The organism is Flavobacterium sp. U410, from assembly GCF_053570605.1.
Map to the genome: position 1 here is coordinate 108,639 of NZ_JBSEFI010000005.1, position 18,803 is coordinate 127,441.

The following is an 18,803-nucleotide window of genomic DNA, read 5'->3' on the forward strand; positions in this document are numbered from 1 at the left end:
TAATTTCAACAAACAATAATTTTATTTCATTTTATTAATAACCATAAAAACGAATAAATAACAGTTTAATTATCAAATGCTAAATTTTAACCGAAAAAATATCTCATAATCATAAAAATCATTTTACCTATTAAATCTCTTATCTTAAACAAAAAGAAATTTAGTAATACGTCTTAAATTTGCATTTTAATTACGGTTTCTATACTCATGTCTTCCAACACCCTTTTATCTCTAAAATTCAACAATTCTAAATTGCAGATCATCAGTTATGTTTCACTAACTTTTTTTGGTTATTTGTGTATTGGTCTTCCTTTAGCAGTACTTCCTGTTTTTATTCATAAAACGCTAGGATTTAGCGAAATTGTTGCCGGAATCATTATCAGTTTACAATATATCGCTACTTTTTTAGTAAGAGGATTAGCCGGAAAAATGGTTGATACCAAAGGACCGAAGTTAGCTGTTTTGATTAGTATGAGCAGTTTTTTCATAAGCGGAATTCTAATGTTCATTGCTTTCCGATTTGAAGAAACCCGAATGATGAGTCTTTTGCTTTTGGCCATTACTCGTTTGATAACAGGTTGTGCAGAAGGAATGATTGGAGCTAGTCCAATTAATTGGGCGATGTTGGTAGCCGGAAACGAACATACTGCGACAGCTATTTCTTATAATGGAATTGCAAGTTATGGTGCTTTAGCTGTGGGTGCTCCTCTTGGAGTTATCATCAGTAAAAATTTAGGAATGGAATATATTGCTGTTGCTATTATAGTAACTGCTTTACTAGGATTGGTTTATGTCGGCTTTTTAAAAGCTGCTTACGGTAATTTTACTTCAGAACCAATTCCATTTTTAAAGGTATTGCGAATCGTAACACCGTTTGGCATTTGTTTAGGATTAGCCGGACTTGGATTTGGTGGTTTGTCTAACTTTATAACGCTTTACTATGACTATTTCAATTGGAATAATGCGGCTTTATGTTTGAGTGTTTTCAGCACATTATTTATCTTAGGACGAATGTTTTTTGCCAATCAAATCAATTCAAAAGGAGGTTTAAAAGTAGCTTTAATTTGTTTGATTACCGAAGCTGTTGGTTTATTTCTATTATTCTTAGCTCCAACTGCAAGTCTTGCTTTAATTGGTGCAGCCATTACTGGTTTAGGTTTTTCTCTTATTTTTCCAGCTTTAGGTGTTGAAGCTGTTAAATTAGCTCCCGCGTCTAATGCAGGTGCTGCTTTAGCGGGTTATGGTCTTTTTATTGACCTTTCTTTGGGTGCCACAGGTCCGTTAGAAGGAACAGTTATCAATGTTTTTGGAATGAAATATTTATTCCTATTTTGCGCTATTATGGTCGCAATAGGTGCGTTTATCGTCCTAAAATTGATGAAGAAAAAATCTTTGAAAAAATAAAGGATTACTCTTTAAGTTCTTTAATAGCGTCTTCTTTAACCCAACCCTCAGTTTTATCGGTTAGTTGAATTCGTTTCCAACTGTCTAAGGTTTCTTTCACATAAACTTTAGTCCCTTCATGCAATTCAAATGCATTTTCTGCGCTATTTTTAGGTTCAGACTTGGCAAAAACACTTTCTGCAAAAACAATTGCCGGTTGAATTTTTTTATCGAAACTTTTTTGTAAAAAAGCACTCATCGCTGTGATTCCTAAAACTCCCAAAACAACGAACATCCCGACGAAGAATGCGCGTTTTACATTGGTAATTACCGAAAAATAATACCCGACAAAAAACAACAAGAATAGTACAGAACAAGCCACTGCAAACCATGCCCATCCGTTATAGCTAAGTAACGAGGTGAAATTGTAAACCCATTTAGAAAAGCCTACTTCCGGCGTCACTTTAATATCATCAATTGCTAATTTTTGAGCAAAATGCAAATTGGTTTCGATAGCCGAGTCGTTAGGTTTTAGCAATAATGCTTTTTCGAAATTATAGATTGAAGGAGCTACTTTACCTAATTTGTAATAACAATTTCCTAAGTTATAATACAATTCGGCTGAAGCTACTTTTTGATCTTGTAAAATAGACTCATATTGCTGAGCTGCAACTTCATATTTTTCGTTACGGTAATTTTCATTGGCTTTTTCAAAAATAACTTGCGCTGCATCTTGAGCCAAGATCATATTGGAAATAAAAAATACGATATAAACGATTACTTTGTTCATTTTTAACCACAAGGACCACTAAGAAAGGCACTACGAACACTATAAATATCCATTAATAACTCTCTTTACTCCTTCTTTTAAAAGTTTAACATTAAAATTAATTAACAAACCGAGTTTACAATCTGTAAGTTTTAAATACATTAGCAATTGTGCTAAATGCACATCACTTATAGCTTCAACAGACTTTATCTCAACTATGAATTTATTCTCAATCATCAAATCCACCCGACAGCCAACATCTAACTTCACGTCTTCATAAATTAAAGGAAGCGATTTTTGTTTTTCAACTAAAAGATTGGTTTTCTTCAATTCATAAAACAAACATTCTTCATAAGCACTTTCTAACAAACCAGGACCAAGTGTCTTGTGAACTTTTAAAGCACAATCAAAAACAATTTTTGAAATCTCTTGTTCACTATTTTCTTCGTGCTCTTTGTTCATACTTGGTGGCAATCTATTGCTAGTGGTCTAATTTATTTGTTTTTCCAATTCAGAGATTAAACTTACCGCTTTATCATAATCCTTTTGCATCGCCACATCTGATGAAGGCGTATAACGTGCAAACTCACAGTCGTTCATCAATTGGATGAAATTAGATACGGTTTCTTGATTTGCTTTTCTATCTAACAACAATTCCTGAATATTTTCTTTACTCATTTCGGAAGTTTCTAAATGTAATTTAGCCTTCAAGAAATTATGCAATGCTTTTTCCATAGCCATATAAAACGGAACTTTGTTGCCCATTTGTTTTTTAGCTTCCGAAAGATATTTTTTAGCCAATTTATTATTTCTTCTAATTCGGTTTCCAAATTCATCGGCATCTATTGCCTGTTTTTTCTTTCTTGCCAAAACAATAACCGGAATAAAGGCAAAAGGAAGTAACAAATACAAATAATAGCGAGATGTCCCAAAGAAATCTTCTTTCACCAAAGGTTCAAAAGTAGTGTTCAACTTAATGAATTGGAACGTGTCATTTTTAGCTACTGTTTGTTTAGAAGCCACTGCATTATTTCCTCCCGAAGGATTTTCGGCACCTTGCGTTACATTAATTTCAATTTCTTTTGACGTAATGGTTTTATATTTTTGGGTTGCCAAATCAAAGTACGAAAATGAAATAGGCTTAATAGTATATTTCCCTTTAAATTGCGGCACAATGGTATACGTATCTGAAATTTTGCCCGACATACCACTCAATGGCGTATTGACATTTTCTTGATGTTGCGGATCAAAAGCTTCAAATGCACTTGGGAATTCTGGTTTAGGCAAGTTGAATAACTTTAAGTTACCGTTTCCTGTTACACTAATTTCCAAATCCAGTGATTCACCGCTTTTTAATTCGTTTTTAGAAGGTTTCACCTGAAAATCAAAACTTCCTACTGCTCCGGTAAAATCAGCTGGTTTTCCGGCTTCCGGTAAAGCTTTTACCGTAATACTTTTGGCACCGGCCGAAACGGTTTTAGAAGTCGTTTCATAATCCATCATTTCGAAGAACCCCCCCATTCGTTTGCGAACCGGGATATCGACATCTAATTCGATTTTTAACGGTTCTAATTGTTTTACACCCGTTTCTTGCGGATACAACAAAACTTTTCGCCAAACTACCATCGCATAATCTTGTCCGTTGTACGTTCCGGGAACCGCTTGTAGTTTATCAATATCGATATGTTGGCTCCAAAAACCATTGTACTTCGGATTTTCGACTTCACGAACATTGCGAACTGAAAAACGCGGGTCGAAATACAACTTATATACGACAGTTATCGGTTCGTTCAAATATGGATTTCCTTTAGAAACCTCAGCGACCAGATGAATTCCTTCTCCAGCTTTATAATCGGGACTATTGGGATCTTTAGGAATTTCAACAGCATTGGTTACCGTTACTTTGATTGGCTGTGTTTTGTAAATCTCACCATCGTATTCAATGGCTGCCGACTTAATGGTTAGTGTTCCTTTTTGTTTGGGTTGCAAAACATAAGAATAACTTCTATTGAATGACTTTACCCCGTTGATCCAAGAGAAATTAGTAGACTGAAACGGTCCGCCCACCACTTGAAAACCATCAAATGAAGGTGGCACAAAATTGTCTCCATCTTGATTGATAGAGAACGTAACCTGAAGTTTTTCGTTTAGCCCTAAAGATGATTTACTCAATTTGGTTTCAAATTTCACCTCTTGAGCAAATACTGCAATTTGAAATAATACTAATATGTAAACAAATAGTTTTTTCATTTTACCAATCTTTTCCATTTGTAGCAGGCTGTGCCTTTACTTTCTGTTCGTTTAGTTTATCTTGAATTTTCTTTTCGGCATTATTAACCGCTTCTAATAAATTTTCTATTTGTTGTTTATTGGCTCCAGAAGGCTTCGGTTGATTTTGTTGGTCTTCTTTATCCTTTCCGTCACCTTTATCTTTTTTATCGTCGCCTTTATCGCTCTTATCTTTTTGGTCTCCTTTGTCCTTATCGTTTTTATCCTTGTTATCACCCTTGTCTTTGCTGTCTTTGTTGTCTCCTTTATCTTTGTCTTTTTGATTTTGTTGGTTTTGCTGATCTTTGTTATCATCACCACCTTTTTTGTCTTTGTCGTTATTTCCTTGTGGCGGATTTTCTTTTAATTTTTGTTTTGCCAAAGCATAGTTATAACGGGTTTCTTCGTCATACGGATTGTTACGCAATGCATTTTTATAAGCTTCAACAGCTCCTTGATAGTTTTCTTCTTTCATAAAAGCATTTCCTAAATTGTGGAATGCTTTGTGCTTTTGCTCTTTGCTTTTAGCCGCTTCAACAGCCTTGTAAAATTTGTATTTGGCTTCGCCTGGATTATTTTGACGGTAAATACTATTCCCTAAGTTGTAATTGGCTACTGCTTTTTCGTTTGCATTGTTCGATTGTGAAACTCTGAAATCAGCCTCAGCATCCACATATTGTTTTTGGTCAAAGGCTACAGTACCATCATAGAGTTTTTGATCTTTGTTTTGTGCAAAAATCATTGATGATAGCAATACAACTAAATATGTTATTATTTTGTTCATTCGTTTATTCTAAACCTTTATTTTTTTAGATTCCGAAACAACACTTCGACTCTGCTTAGTGTGACATTCGGAATGACACAAAATTATCTTTCGTTAAATAAATTCAGTTTTTGTAACCAACTTGTTTTTCGTTCCAAAAAGAAAATATCTAGTAACAATAGCACAAATGCTATGCCAACAAACCACTGATATTGCGTTTGATATTCGGCAATTTGTTGTGTTTCAAACTCTGTTTTTTCAATATTATCTAACGCATTTTTGATTTGCTCTACCACTTCTTTGGTTGCAGTCCCCGGAATATATCCTCCGTTAGCATCTTCGGCTATTGCCTGAAGTGTTTCAGGATGCAATTGGGTAATTACCGTTTCACCAGTGTTATCCTTTTTATATTCAGTAATACGACCGTTTCTATCTTTGATCGGAATAGGACCTCCTTTTTCAGTTCCTACACCAATGGTAATAATCTTAATTCCTTTTTCCTTGGCAATTTCACTCGCTTGTTCTGCGCCTTCGCCGTGATCTTCACCGTCAGAAACCAAAATAATCAGTTTGCTTGTATCGACTGCATCAAAATAATTGGTCGCCATATTAATAGCATCGTTCAAAGCAGTTCCTTGCGAAGAAACCATATCGGTATTCATATTTTGCAAGTACATTTTAGCAATACTATAATCGGTTGTCATAGGCAAAACCGGATAAGCGCTTCCGGCATAACCAATAATCCCTATTCTATCATTTCCTAAACTATTGATGATTTGACTGATCAATTGCTTCGATTTCTCTAAACGATTAGGAGCTACATCTTCTGCCAACATACTTTTGGAAACGTCCAATGCAAAAACGATATCGATTCCCTGACGCTTTACAGTTTCCATTTTGGTTCCTATTTTCGGGTTAACCAAAGCAATTACTAAAGCGATAAGAGCCAATGCTAGGGTTACAAATTTTAAAATAGGTTTAAACACAGAAGCATCAGGCGCTAATTGTTTGAACAAATCATCATCGGCAAATTCTCGACGTTTTTTTCTTTTCCAGAATAACTGAATAAAAAACAAAACGGCTACTAGTGCTACTAATAGTAAAAAATATAAATATTTTGGTTCTTCTAATTGCATAACTTTATAAAAAACCTCTGAAAACGGTGTTTTTTAATAACATTTCTAATCCTAACAAAACAAGAGCAAAAAAGACAAACGGTTTGAACTTTTCGTCGTAATTGAAGTATTTTTTTTCTTCAATTTCGGTAGTTTCTAACTTGTTGATCTCCTTATAAATCTCTTCTAATTTTTTATTGCTCGTTGCTCTAAAATATTTTCCTTCGGTTGTTTTTGCGATTTCTTTCATTAAGTTTTCGTCGATTTCAACCGGCATATTGCGAAACAAAAACTGTCCGTTTCTTGGATCTTTTGCATAAGGAAATGGTGCTGTTCCATTGGTTCCGATACCAATCGTATAGACTTTTATTCCATATTCTTTAGCAATATCAGCAGCCATTCTCGGATCAATAGTTCCGGAGTTATTGACACCATCGGTCAACAAGATCACAATTCTGCTTTTGGCTTTGCTATCTTTTAACCGATTAATAGCTGTAGCCAAACCTACACCAATTCCTGTTCCATCAGCTAAAACAGTATCATCATATTCAATAGTACTTAACGAATGTAAAACCATGGTTTTATCGGAAGTCACCGGCGTTCTCGTATAACTTTCGCCTGCGTAAACCACTAAACCAATTCTATCGTTAATGCGATCTTCAATAAATTTTGACGCCACTCGTTTTAAAGCTTCTAAACGATTAGGTTTTAAATCTTTGGCCAACATACTTCCGGAAACGTCAATTGCCATTACAATATCAATTCCTTTGGTCACTCTTGATTTTGCTGAAACATCTACACTTCTTGGACGCGCCAAAGCTACAATAATAGCACTCAATGCCAATAGCCTCAACACAAATAAAAGCGGACGAAGTTTTGCCAAAACCGTGTTACCATTTTGAAACGGTTGAATAGAACTCACTTTTAGCGTTGCACTTTGTTCTTTTCGTTTAAAGAAATACCATGCTATTGTTAATGGAAAAACCAAAAACAGCCAAAAAAACTCGGGATGTAAAAAGGTTACATTATTCATTTGGCACGGCTTTATTAAGTTCTACTGATTCTAGCACTTTATCCATTACTTGCGTTGCGTATTCATCATCTTCTCTGGAAACTAGCCACAAAATTTGAGTGGCTCCTTTTTGAGCAAATGCCAATATAACATATTTCATTTTTTCATCTTCCTTTGAAATAGGGTTGAAAGCAGTAAAAGTACCTTGCGCTCTTTTACCTGTCAGACCTTTTGGATCCTCATAATCATCAGTTTCAACTACTATATTTTTTGCTCCTAAAGCTTGAGATTGTTTCAATTCTAATTCTACAGCTTGATCTAAATCAATCTGAGTTGTATCTTTAAAAGCAACTGTTTTTAAAACAATAGAGAAATTATCCGTTAGACTTCCGTAGGTAAAATTAGCCATACTCTTGACATGAGCCGGAAGGTTATTTTGTAGTTTTTCATCAGTAATTCTTTTCAACACTTTAGGTGTAGAAACTGTAATAGCCGGATCGCCATAATCTGAAGTTACCCATTCGCCTTCCAATAAAGATTTGGCATTATGCCCTAACCATTTATCACGTGCATAATCCATCCCTTTGGAAACTACTAAGAAAGTAACTAAGAATGCTACTAAAAAACCAACTACTCCTAACGGAATTGCTAAACGTTGAAATTTCTGTTTTTTCTCTTTTTTGCGTTTTAATTCTTCGGCAAATTGATTTTCTGATTCTTCCTCTGATCTTGGAATAGCCTTGTCTAAAGACATCAAAAAAGTATCTATTATCTTTTTATCGTTCTCAATTTCAAAATCTAATGGTTTTGATTTCGCAAATTTTACCAAATCCGAGGTTCCCATCACTCTTTTAAAACGATCTAATGTTTCGCGATCTAGTTTGATATTTTTTTGACGAACCGCTACTACTAATGCATCATACAATTCGCTTGACGTACTTTCCATTGCCGGAACATCAACTGCTTCTTCAATATAGGTTCTGGTAATATCGGTTAGTTCAGAATAATATTCTTTGGTTTCGCCGTGTTGCCACAGTTCTTTCTTTTCTAAATTTTGAAGTTTACTAAGTGCTTTTTCTATTGGTGAAGCAAACAATTCTTCTTCAACTTTATTTTGTTTTTCCTGATGTTTTTTGATAAAATAATATAAGCCATAACCTAAAGCACCAATAGCCAACAAGGCTAAAATCCAATACAACCATTCGTAATCTGAAGGTTCTTCAACAGTTACAATAGGCTTAATATCAAACATTTGTTGTTTCAACGTATCAACCACAACATTGTTAACTACAACCGCAAAAGAATCGGTTTTTGTGATCTTATTATTGATAACAACCTGAAGTTGAGGCACAACATAACGACCTGAATCAAACTGTGTTAAACCGTACTTTTTAATTAATTCTAATTTATCTTCTTTCCGAATGGTATCAATTGGGTACGATTCTAAAATTTCTAACGGTCCGAAAAACTGTCCTTCCGGAAAAACTACTTTATCCGAGCTTTTTAAACCCGTTGCTTTTATGGTCAAATTGAATTGGGAACCAATTTTAATTTGGGTAGAATCTATAGCAGAAGTTACCGATTGCGAAAAAGACGCTACACTTAGTAAAAAGAAAAAAAGCATGAGAAATCTCATCACTACTTGATGTGACAAAATCTTATATAATAAGTCTTTACTAGTAAGCTTTGTATTGGTTTTCATTTTAGTCTTTCTTCTTTTCTCTAAAATCTAATTTCTCGATTTAAAATATCCCAAAAGTTTGGTTACATAACTCTCATCTACTCTTGAACTAACACTTCCTGCTCCGCAACGCGAAAACGTGTTGGTAAAATAATGAACGTTATCTCGGTAGTGTTTCTCATAATTTTGACGTACAGTCTTAGAATTGGTATCAACCCAAAGTGTTTCTCCGGTTTCTGCATCTAACATGTTCACCATTCCGATATTTGGCAATGCTTCTTCTCTTCGGTCAAAAACTCTGATTCCTGTTAAATCATGCTTTTTAGATGCTATTTTCAAGGTATGTTCATAGTCTTTCACCATGAAATCGGAGATTAGAAATACAATTGCTTTTTTCTTTAAAACACTGGACAAAAATCGCAATGCTTGTGCTAAATCTGTCTTTTTGCTTTTAGGTTTAAACTCTATTAATTCGCGAATGATACGTAAAACATGAGACTTTCCTTTTTTTGGCGGAATAAATAATTCTATTTCGTCTGAAAATAAAATCAATCCTACTTTATCGTTGTTTTGAGTGGACGAAAAAGCCAAAGTAGCCGCAATTTCTGTAATGATTTCGCTTTTCAATTGGTTTTTAGTTCCAAAACTTTCCGAACCACTACAGTCCACCATCAACATCATGGTTAACTCGCGTTCTTCTTCGAAGACTTTCACGTAAGGTTCGTTATAACGAGCGGTAACATTCCAATCGATTGCTCTTACATCATCTCCAAATTGGTATTGGCGCACTTCAGAAAACGTCATTCCTCGTCCTTTAAAAGATGTATGATATTCTCCCGAAAAAACGTGATCGCTCAGTCTTCGGGTTTTAATTTCTATTTTACGAACTTTTTTGAGAATTTCTTTGGTATCCATAATTTCAGTGATTAGTGATTAGTGATTAGTGATTAGTCGAAAAGCAACTGCTATTTACTATTCACTATTTACTATTCACTATGCTATGGCACTTCTATTTCGTTAACAATTTTATTGATAATGTCTACAGAAGTGATGTTTTCTGCTTCAGCTTCGTAGGTTATTCCAATTCTGTGACGCAATACATCGTGAACAACAGCTCTAACATCTTCCGGAATTACATAACCTCTTCGTTTAATGAAAGCATAACATTTAGCAGCCGTTGCCAAGTTGATACTACCACGAGGCGAAGCTCCGAAACTGATCAAAGGTTTTAGTTCTTCTAATTTGAATTTTTCCGGATAACGAGTAGCAAATATGATATCTAGAATATATTTTTCGATTTTTTCGTCCATATATACTTCACGAACCGCTTGTTGCGCACGTAAAATTTGGTCTAATGAAATCACTTGGTTTACTTTTTCGAAACTTCCTGCTAAATTTTGACGAATAACCAAACGCTCATCTTCCAATTTTGGATAATCAATCACCACTTTCAACATAAAACGGTCTACTTGCGCTTCCGGTAACGGATACGTTCCTTCTTGTTCTACCGGGTTTTGAGTTGCCATTACCAAGAAAGGTCTGTCTAATTTAAACGTTTCATCGCCAATGGTTACTTGTTTTTCCTGCATGGCTTCTAACAAAGCTGATTGTACTTTTGCCGGAGCACGGTTAATCTCATCCGCTAAAACGAAATTGGCAAAAATGGGTCCTTTCTTAATGGTAAAGTCGTTTTCTTTGATATTGTAGATCATGGTTCCTACCACATCTGCAGGTAACAAATCGGGCGTAAACTGAATTCTACTAAAACTTCCGTGAACCGCTTGTGACAATGTATTAATGGCTAATGTTTTTGCCAAACCCGGAACACCTTCTAACAAAATATGTCCTTGTCCCAATAATCCAATAAGCAATCGTTCAATCATTTGCTTTTGTCCTACAATTACCTTATTCATCTCTAAGGTCAGCAAATCTACAAACGCACTTTCTCTTTCGATTTTTTCATTAATTGCTCTGATGTCTAAAGTAGCAGTATTATCTTCCATCTCTTTAATTTTTTAGCGTGTCAAAAATTCAAATTTTTTTTAACATTTCAAAATTCAATATTTATTTAGGACTACGGTGTTAATATAGCGTTAAAAAAAAATGCTCATAAGGCTACAAAGCTACATTTTATGAATTTCTTTTTATACTTTTAAGAAAATTTTAAATTCTTTCTATCCAAAATGATAAAATCGCCTTTAATAGCTGGTGTTATGACTTGGGGAGTTTGGGGTAAAAACCTCAACACAAGTGAAATGGTTCAACGAATAAATGCTTTTGTTTCTGAAGGAATTATAACTTTTGATCATGCGGATATTTATGGCGGTTATACTACGGAAGAAAGTTTTGGAAAAGCACTTGCTGAATCCGGCATTTCAAGGAAAACTATCCAACTGATTTCAAAATGTGGCATTCAATATGTTTGCGATGCAAAACCGCATAAAATTAAGCATTATGATTATTCTAAAAATCATATCATCAATTCTGTTAACCAATCGCTTAAGAATTTAAGAACCGATTATTTAGACATTCTTCTTTTACACAGACCAAGTCCTCTTTTGAATGCTGAAGAAGTTACTGAAACCATTACTTTGCTGAAAGAAGAAGGCAAGATTTTACATTTTGGTATATCCAATTTCTTACCGCACCAAACCGAACTTTTACAACGTTATCTAACGATAGATTGCAATCAAATTCAATTTTCGGCTACGCATTACCAACCGATGACCAATGGCGAGCTTGATTTTATGCAGCTTCATGACATCAAACCGATGGCCTGGAATCCGTTAGGTTCAGTTTTTAGGGAAGATACAGAACAAACGCAACGATTGAAAATGCTATTGGCCGATTTGATTTTGAAATATGAAGTTTCAGCAGAAATAATTCTTTTAGCATGGATTTTACAACATCCGGCTGCAATACTTCCGGTGATTGGAACATCTGATTTGGATCGGATAAAAAATTTAAAAAAACTCGACGGTTTTTCATTAAAAACAGAAGATTGGTTTGCCATTTGGACCACTAGCATGGGACATGAAGTACCGTGATTTAGTTGACAGTATACAGTTACAGTTTTCAGTAAAACAGAATTAAAAAATGATTAATAAACGCTTACTTATCAAAAACTTACTAGCTCATCATGATGAGAATTCGTTTTATGATAAAAAGCGTCAGTTGAATTTGCATACCAAAGAAGGAAAAGCTAAATTTTTAAAACATATTTGCGCACTTTCCAATTCTAATCCGGCGAATAATTCCTATATTATTGTGGGTGTGGAAGACGAAAGCAACGAGATTATTGGTGATGATTTTTTTGACGATAGTAAGATTCAGAATTTAGTAAATGCTTATTTGAACAATCCACCAAAGATTCAATATGAAAACATTCATTTTCCCGATTTGAATAAAGACAAAGTGGTGGGATTGGTTACCATAAAACCCAAAAGTAAGATTTCGTCTTTCAAAAAAGGAATTTATACTATTGTTGCCAATGCAAGTTTTGTGAGACGAGGCAGCAATTCTATTCCTACAGAAGACAAAATTCCATATTCCAAGAGCAATACCGAAACGGTTATTAGTATTGAAAACAATTCGCGAAACAGTATTCAGCATACATTAGATGGTGTAATTGATTTTTTATACAATCGCCACAACGATCTAGAGTCGGGTTACCAAGTTTTTAAAGAACTCTTTGTAGTTTGTTGGGCCGGAGTTCAGAAGAAAGTCCGCAACAAAGAATTGCTTTCCAGAGTGGATATTGAATTGATCAACGAACAAATCAAATTATTTTATTCGGCTCAAGATGAAGTTACTTTAGAATTTGATGATAAGACTTTTATTATTACTGAATATATTGCATTGGGAATCAACGACAAGACTAGTTACTATCCGCTTGAAAAGGTAACCATTACTTTTTTCGACAATGGGTATTACAAAATGGATTCAGAAATGTTATTTGAACCGCCGCAATACAATAGAAAATTATTGTATCATATTTTCAATTCCAATTTGGCTTTACTTAAAAAGTTGGAAAACGGAAATAATTTAAACGAACGGGAAATACAAGATTTAGAACATGTCTCTTCTACACTGATGTTGTGTTACTTGAATAATTTTGAAGACGCAAAACACAAATTAATTGATGCTAAACCACTTCTGAAATCTTGGAAAGATCCAAAAGTTTATCAATCATTTAAAGAAGCTATGCGTGTTTTACGAAAAATGAAATACAATTAAAAATATTGCGACTTTTTTCGCATCACAATCATAGTTAAAAATCCTAAATTCAATATAATACCAAAAAAGTAGATCACTTTAAATTGTAAAGCAACATCTTCAAATATAAGATATTTTGTATCTGGAGTAAGATCAAATAAATAAAAAGCCAAATCCAATATGGTATAAACCCAAAGAAATGCGAGTGCCACCAAGACTTTTATTATATGTGAGAAAAATTTCATTACAAAGGGTATTTTATGTACAATTCTGTACTTAATTTTCCAAAGTTAAAATTACAAGAAAACACCCTCTAGTTGGATACAGTTTTTCTGTATATTTTGTTAAAGTTTTTTTATACAAATCCTTGTTTTTTGGCTTCACGAACGATATCTTCATCTGTACCTCCTTTTATCAGAAAATATTCTTTGATCTGTTTCTTTCTTTTATCGATGGCACTTATTCCCAGATTTATATAGTTAGGCATATTCTTCGTTAAAACACCTTGCGCCAAAAGCTGAATGATTTCACGATTGTATTCGTCTAAAAAAATAGTGTTTCTCTCATCCATTAATTCGTTAATACTTTCTTCTACTGTTTTGGTGTAATATGTTTCATCTTGAACTATACTTTCAAAAGCTTTTAATAATTCTTCTGCAGAAAAATCACTTTTTACCAATAAGCCTCTTGGTTCTATATGTCTTTTAATGTCAAAAAGGGTGAAAGCTTCTGCATGGGAAGTTAAAATCAGTATTTTAATTACCGGGAATTTCTTTTTGATCATTAAAGCCAAATCTTGTCCTGAAAACAATTTCTGCTCTTCATAAGGAGGAAGACTTAAATCAATAAAAGCCATGTCAAAAGCATATAAATTATTTGTTTTATTAATAATATCATACGCCATTTTGCAGTCGTAAGCTTTTGTTACATTTATTTCATATCCCAGATTATTAAAAGACAAAATACTTTTGTAGCCCTCAATCATGGAAGGGTGATCGTCTATCATTAAGATGTTTAGTATTTTTTCACTCATGGTCAGCAGTAAGGTTTAATTTTATGGTTAATTTTGTTCCAAAGCCAATTTCGGAAAAAATTTCGAATTGTCCATCAATATTTTCGGCTCTTTCTTTTATATTTTTTAAGCCAATTCCCCTTTTTGCTTTATCCACATTAAATCCTTTTCCGTCATCTTCAATGCTTAAAATCATTTTATTTTCTAGCAATGTGATTCTAAAAATGATGTTTTGTGCGTTAGCATATTTATTAATATTGTTTAATGCTTCTTGAATAATTCTATATAGATTCATTTTTATGGATGCATTAATTACATCCCATTTAATTTCTGAATCAATATCCTTAATGCAATTTGTTCCATAAAGTGCTTCCTGTTCCTTGCAAAGTTCATCCAAAATAGCATCAAAATTATTTTTACCAGAAAAAGACTTACTTACTAATTCATGTGAAATTCCGCGAACTTCTTTTTCAATTTCCTGAATTCCGTTAATATAAGGAAGACATTTTTCTATAGTATCCTCGTCCTTTCTACGATTAAGGACAAATAGATTTAAACGAGTACTTGCCAACTTATTCATAACACCATCATGCAGCTCTCTAGCAATTCTCTTTTTTTCATTGGTTCTAACGTAGTCCAACTTCGATTGCTGTTCCAACATTAATTGGTAAATTTCTTCGTTAGCTTGTTGCTGTTGTTGAGTTAATAATAACTGTTTTTGTTTATTTCTTTGGTAAAAAATAATAAAAAGCATCAATCCAAAGAAGACAATAATAAGAGAACCATATTGTATAACTTCTTTTTGAGAAGAAATTTTATCTTTCTCTTCTAAAATTTCATCTGTTTCATATTCAATACGAGCTAATTTATTGCGAATATTTCGCTCTTGATCTTGTAAACTATCACTTAGCTTTATATATTCTTTAGCATATTTTAACCCATTATCAGGATCTATTCTAGTAGAAAAATTTAATGTTGTAAGAACTTCTTCGTTGTATTTTGAGATTTTTGCTAAAGTATAAGCTTCTTGATTTAATTGATATGCTTTTGATGTGTCTTTTTCTGAAAGATAATATTCGGCTAGATGAATTCTGCTTTTTATCTTCCCGGGGACATCATCAATACTATCTCTAATCGCTAAAGCCTCTTCAAAATCCAATAGCGCTTTCTTTTTATTTTTAAGCTTAAAATTAGTGTAAGCATAATAATCTAAAAGAGAAGTGTATAATCCCGAATGGAGGCTTTTTAATCTTTTTTCTTTCAAGGCCTCTTCATAAATCATTTTTGCTTTATCAAATAAATCCTTTTTCAGGTAAATATGTCCAAGATTATTCAAGATTTCTCCTTTAAACAAAATTACATTGATTTCATTTTCAATATTTTCTATTTGTCCTAAGGCTTTTCCATAATACTCTATAGCTTTATCAAAATTCTTTTGTCCTGCCAAGGCTCTTCCTAAAATTGTATAAGCTTGATAAATTAAATCTTGATCTTCAAGTTTTTCTGCCTTTTTTAAAACTTGTACTGCTAAAGTTTCACAACCTAAATAATCTTTCTCGAACAATAATACACGAGACATGTGCAATATTGTTATTGTCAAATTATACTCATCATCTACAGCTTCATATTCTTTCTTTGCTTTAGTATAATAATAGTATGCACTGTCGCTTTTAAATGTTTCGAAATAATAATCTCCTAAATAGTAATCTGCCTTTGCAATATTTAAAGAATCTTTATTTGATTCTGCTATTTTTTGTGCAATCTTACTATACTTAAAATAACCATCAAATTCATTTAATGCATAATAGCGATTGGCCACTCTGAAAACATTTTTCATCTTAAGACTATCTGTTTCCGGAATATGATCTACAATACTTCTTGCAGAATCTAAATATTGCATTTTTTCTTCCTTACTCAATTCTAAGTTGTATACACTTTCAAAGTAATAGTCTAATTTCTTTTGAGAATGGCTAGTTACATCATTTCGATCACATGAAATGATAACCAAAAATCCTAAAATAATAGTTAATACAGTCTTCAAAGAAAAACGGTTTATAGCAAATCTAACATAAAAAAACTTAATCTTTCTTAATAGGATTAATTATAGGCAAATAATCACCCGAATGATCTGAAATGTTTATATTATAATTTTTATTTAAAAAAGAACCTTTTGTATTATTTTCTTTTTCATTTTGAGTTATAACTGTAGATATTAAAACATACAAAATAACTAGTCCGAATAAAATAGTGGTATTTTTCATTTTTACAAAATATTAAAAATTAATCTTTTTTAGTTCCTGTGATAACTGGATCCGTTTCCGGTATTGTAACTAAACTATTTATAGTAGTAGTATCAGTTTCTTCTACTCCAGTATCTCCTTCTTTTGCGAATTCTGAAATAGCGTCTATCTCTTTATCATTAAAATTATCAATCAACAAATCTTGATCTACAGTTTGAGTTTCTAATTCTAAATCGTCTACCGAACAAGATGCCATAAAGGCAACTAACACAAAACATCCTAATGCAATACTTAAATTTTTCATAATCTTTTTCTTTTTGAGGGTTAATGTTTAAATTTGAATAGATAACAAAGAGTATCTAATTGTAACTTATTGATTATCAGAATAATTAACCAAAAGTAAAGACTTTATAAAAACTGACCATCCAGTTTTTCTGTATATTTTGTTAAAATTTCAATATGAAAAAATTTGTCATTGGAGACATTCATGGAGGGCTTAGGGCTCTTCAACAAATTCTCTCAAAAGCCCCAATATCAGGCGATTCAACCTTAATCTTTCTCGGAGATTATGTGGACGGTTGGAGTGAATCACCTCAGGTTTTAGATTTTTTGATAGAGCTCAGACTAAATTACCCATGCATTTTTATGAGAGGAAACCACGATGACTTGTTATTAAATTATCTTAAAACCGGAGAATATAAAGAAGAATGGTTTATGCATGGAGGTAGGTCTACCATTGAAGCTTACCAAAATATTTCAACTAGCCAAAAGGAAGAACACATTCGATTTATTGAAAATCTAAGGGACTATTACCTAGATAGTGAAAACCGTCTTTTTGTTCATGCCGGTTTTACCAATGTAAGAGGTATTGAAGCTGAATATTTCAAACCTATGTTATATTGGGATCGATCACTTTGGGAAACTGCCCTAGCCTTAAATCCTAATTTAAATAGTGATAGTGATTTTTATCCTCAACGATTAAAACTATATAAAGAAATTTTTATTGGCCACACACCTGTTACCAGAATTCACAAAGAAGTTCCTGTTAATGCTTCTTGTATTTGGAATGTTGATACAGGGGCTGCATTTAAAGGAAAACTAACTATTATGGATGTTGAAACCAAAGAATTTTGGCAAAGCGATTCTTTACCCGAATTGTATCCTGATGAAAATGGTCGTAATTAATTCAAATTTCTATCTTTGTTCTAAATTTTAAGTATTATGAAAAAAATAGTATTCTTAGCATTATTATTCTGCGGAGCAGTTAATGCCCAAGTTTTTACAGGAAAAGGAGATCAAAAATTTCAGGTTGGAGCTAATCTTCAGGATCACGGAACAGGAATTGCTCTTACTTTTGACCATGGTTTGGGAAAAAATTTCTCTATAGGTGTCGTGACTGGATATTTATTAGGAGTAGATGGAGATCCTGACTTTGCAGATCGTTTTGATTTAAAAGGTCGTTTTAATGCAAACATAGCTGATGTTTTTGGTATTGAAGATCATTTTGACTTTTATCCTGGTTTAGATCTGGGATTGAAAAACTTTGGCGGACACGTGGGTGCTCGTTATTTTTTCACCGAAGGCTTCGGTTTATTCAGTGAAATACAATTTCCTATCGCTCAATATGATTCGGATGTCGTAGGATATGAGAAATACAACAATCAATTCAACTTCTCTATTGGAATGAGTTTTAATTTATAGTGTAAAAATGAGTATTATTGAAAAAAAATTAAAAGACAGAAGTGGTTCAAAGTGTGAAATTAGTGGATTAGAACACGATTTAATTGTTTATACCTTAGCTCCTCACACCAATGAAAGTTTGGAACATTCTGTTTTAATTACCAAAATATTAGCAGAACAAATTGATAATCCTGAAACCACAAACGAACAAGATTGGCGTGGTCTGTCAGAAAGTATGTGGAGTGAATTTTTACCCGTTCAAGTGCTTTCGTGGCGTATGTTAGCTCGTTTAAAGAATCATGATTTGTTAGATATGATGTACTTAGACGAAGAAACCTTAGAATGGGCAAAAGCTACAGGCGAAGGTGAGGAAGAAGAAGGTAAAATCATTCACAAAGACAGCAACGGGAACATTTTACAAGATGGTGATTCTGTTGTTTTAATTAAAGATTTAGACGTAAAAGGAGCTAATTTCACAGCAAAGAGAGGTGCCCCGGTTCATAATATAAAATTAGTTTGGGATAATGCCGAACAAATTGAAGGTCGAGTTGAAGGTCAACATATTGTAATTTTAACACAATACGTGAAGAAAACGAAGTAATTCTCTTCCTTATAAAACTAAGAAATCCCGCCAAAAGCGGGATTTCTTGTATTTATTACTCTCT

The 18,803-nt window shown here is 33.2% G+C and carries 19 protein-coding genes; 6 read left to right on the forward strand and 13 right to left on the reverse strand.

Annotation, left to right across the window (positions count from 1 at the left end; translation table 11 throughout):
* The first annotated feature begins 207 nt into the window (after positions 1-207).
* Complete coding sequence (locus ACUSJC_RS05395; protein WP_449268532.1) at positions 208-1,404, forward strand: MFS transporter; 1,197 nt, start codon at positions 208-210, stop codon at positions 1,402-1,404.
* Between the two features lie 4 nt (positions 1,405-1,408).
* On the opposite strand, the gene ACUSJC_RS05400 is transcribed toward ACUSJC_RS05395, so the two are convergent.
* From ACUSJC_RS05400 to ACUSJC_RS05440, 9 genes are all read right to left on the reverse strand, one after another.
* A complete protein-coding gene (locus ACUSJC_RS05400; RefSeq protein WP_449268533.1) occupies positions 1,409-2,173 on the reverse strand; it encodes a tetratricopeptide repeat protein in 765 nt (254 codons plus the stop codon).
* 39 nt (positions 2,174-2,212) lie between these two features.
* The gene (locus ACUSJC_RS05405) at positions 2,213-2,614 is read right to left on the reverse strand and encodes a GxxExxY protein (protein ID WP_449268534.1); all 402 of its coding nucleotides are present in this window, start codon (positions 2,612-2,614) and stop codon (positions 2,213-2,215) included.
* Between the two features lie 27 nt (positions 2,615-2,641).
* The gene (locus tag ACUSJC_RS05410) at positions 2,642-4,402 is read right to left on the reverse strand and encodes a BatD family protein (RefSeq protein ID WP_449268535.1); all 1,761 of its coding nucleotides are present in this window, start codon (positions 4,400-4,402) and stop codon (positions 2,642-2,644) included.
* Between the two features lies 1 nt (position 4,403).
* Entirely contained in the window at positions 4,404-5,204 is an 801-nt protein-coding gene (locus ACUSJC_RS05415) for a tetratricopeptide repeat protein (RefSeq protein ID WP_449268536.1), read from the reverse strand.
* A gap of 83 nt (positions 5,205-5,287) precedes the next feature.
* A complete protein-coding gene (locus ACUSJC_RS05420) occupies positions 5,288-6,319 on the reverse strand; it encodes a vWA domain-containing protein (protein WP_449268537.1) in 1,032 nt (343 codons plus the stop codon).
* A 4-nt stretch (positions 6,320-6,323) separates the two neighbouring features.
* Positions 6,324-7,331: a vWA domain-containing protein gene (locus ACUSJC_RS05425; protein WP_449268538.1), complete on the reverse strand. Its 1,008-nt coding sequence runs from the start codon at positions 7,329-7,331 to the stop codon at positions 6,324-6,326.
* Complete coding sequence (locus ACUSJC_RS05430) at positions 7,324-9,012, reverse strand: hypothetical protein (RefSeq protein WP_449268539.1); 1,689 nt, start codon at positions 9,010-9,012, stop codon at positions 7,324-7,326. The genes ACUSJC_RS05425 and ACUSJC_RS05430 overlap by 8 nt, the downstream gene beginning before the upstream one ends.
* 27 nt (positions 9,013-9,039) lie before the next feature.
* Complete coding sequence (locus ACUSJC_RS05435; RefSeq protein WP_449268540.1) at positions 9,040-9,906, reverse strand: DUF58 domain-containing protein; 867 nt, start codon at positions 9,904-9,906, stop codon at positions 9,040-9,042.
* An 83-nt stretch (positions 9,907-9,989) separates the two neighbouring features.
* Positions 9,990-10,994, reverse strand: a complete 1,005-nt coding sequence (locus ACUSJC_RS05440; RefSeq protein WP_449268541.1) for an AAA family ATPase — start codon at positions 10,992-10,994, stop codon at positions 9,990-9,992.
* 180 nt (positions 10,995-11,174) lie between these two features.
* Here ACUSJC_RS05440 and ACUSJC_RS05445 point away from each other — a divergent pair, with 180 nt between their 5' ends.
* A complete protein-coding gene (locus ACUSJC_RS05445) occupies positions 11,175-12,038 on the forward strand; it encodes an aldo/keto reductase (protein WP_449268542.1) in 864 nt (287 codons plus the stop codon).
* 49 nt (positions 12,039-12,087) lie between these two features.
* Positions 12,088-13,227, forward strand: a complete 1,140-nt coding sequence (locus ACUSJC_RS05450; RefSeq protein WP_449268543.1) for a DUF5929 domain-containing protein — start codon at positions 12,088-12,090, stop codon at positions 13,225-13,227.
* A 334-nt stretch (positions 13,228-13,561) separates the two neighbouring features.
* Here ACUSJC_RS05450 and ACUSJC_RS05455 read toward each other — a convergent pair whose 3' ends face one another.
* Genes ACUSJC_RS05455 through ACUSJC_RS05470 form a run of 4 tightly spaced genes read right to left on the reverse strand, consistent with a single transcriptional unit; the run spans position 13,562 to position 16,762 of the window.
* Complete coding sequence (locus ACUSJC_RS05455) at positions 13,562-14,239, reverse strand: response regulator (protein WP_449268544.1); 678 nt, start codon at positions 14,237-14,239, stop codon at positions 13,562-13,564.
* Positions 14,232-16,259: an ATP-binding protein gene (locus ACUSJC_RS05460; RefSeq protein WP_449268545.1), complete on the reverse strand. Its 2,028-nt coding sequence runs from the start codon at positions 16,257-16,259 to the stop codon at positions 14,232-14,234. Before ACUSJC_RS05460 ends, ACUSJC_RS05455 begins: the two co-directional genes overlap by 8 nt.
* A gap of 37 nt (positions 16,260-16,296) precedes the next feature.
* Positions 16,297-16,479, reverse strand: coding sequence for a hypothetical protein (locus tag ACUSJC_RS05465; RefSeq protein ID WP_449268546.1), 183 nt, complete (start codon positions 16,477-16,479; stop codon positions 16,297-16,299).
* Positions 16,480-16,498: 19 nt separating this feature from the next.
* Positions 16,499-16,762: a hypothetical protein gene (locus ACUSJC_RS05470; protein ID WP_449268547.1), complete on the reverse strand. Its 264-nt coding sequence runs from the start codon at positions 16,760-16,762 to the stop codon at positions 16,499-16,501.
* Positions 16,763-16,917: 155 nt separating this feature from the next.
* Here ACUSJC_RS05470 and ACUSJC_RS05475 point away from each other — a divergent pair, with 155 nt between their 5' ends.
* The 3 genes from ACUSJC_RS05475 to ACUSJC_RS05485 are packed head-to-tail and all read left to right on the forward strand — an operon-like array spanning position 16,918 to position 18,739.
* A complete protein-coding gene (locus ACUSJC_RS05475) occupies positions 16,918-17,643 on the forward strand; it encodes a metallophosphoesterase family protein (RefSeq protein WP_449268548.1) in 726 nt (241 codons plus the stop codon).
* Between the two features lie 36 nt (positions 17,644-17,679).
* Positions 17,680-18,159, forward strand: a complete 480-nt coding sequence (locus ACUSJC_RS05480; RefSeq protein ID WP_449268549.1) for a DUF6646 family protein — start codon at positions 17,680-17,682, stop codon at positions 18,157-18,159.
* Between the two features lie 7 nt (positions 18,160-18,166).
* Positions 18,167-18,739 (forward strand): PhnA domain-containing protein, encoded by a 573-nt coding sequence (locus tag ACUSJC_RS05485; RefSeq protein WP_449268550.1) that lies wholly within the window; start codon positions 18,167-18,169, stop codon positions 18,737-18,739.
* Positions 18,740-18,803: the final 64 nt, after the last annotated feature.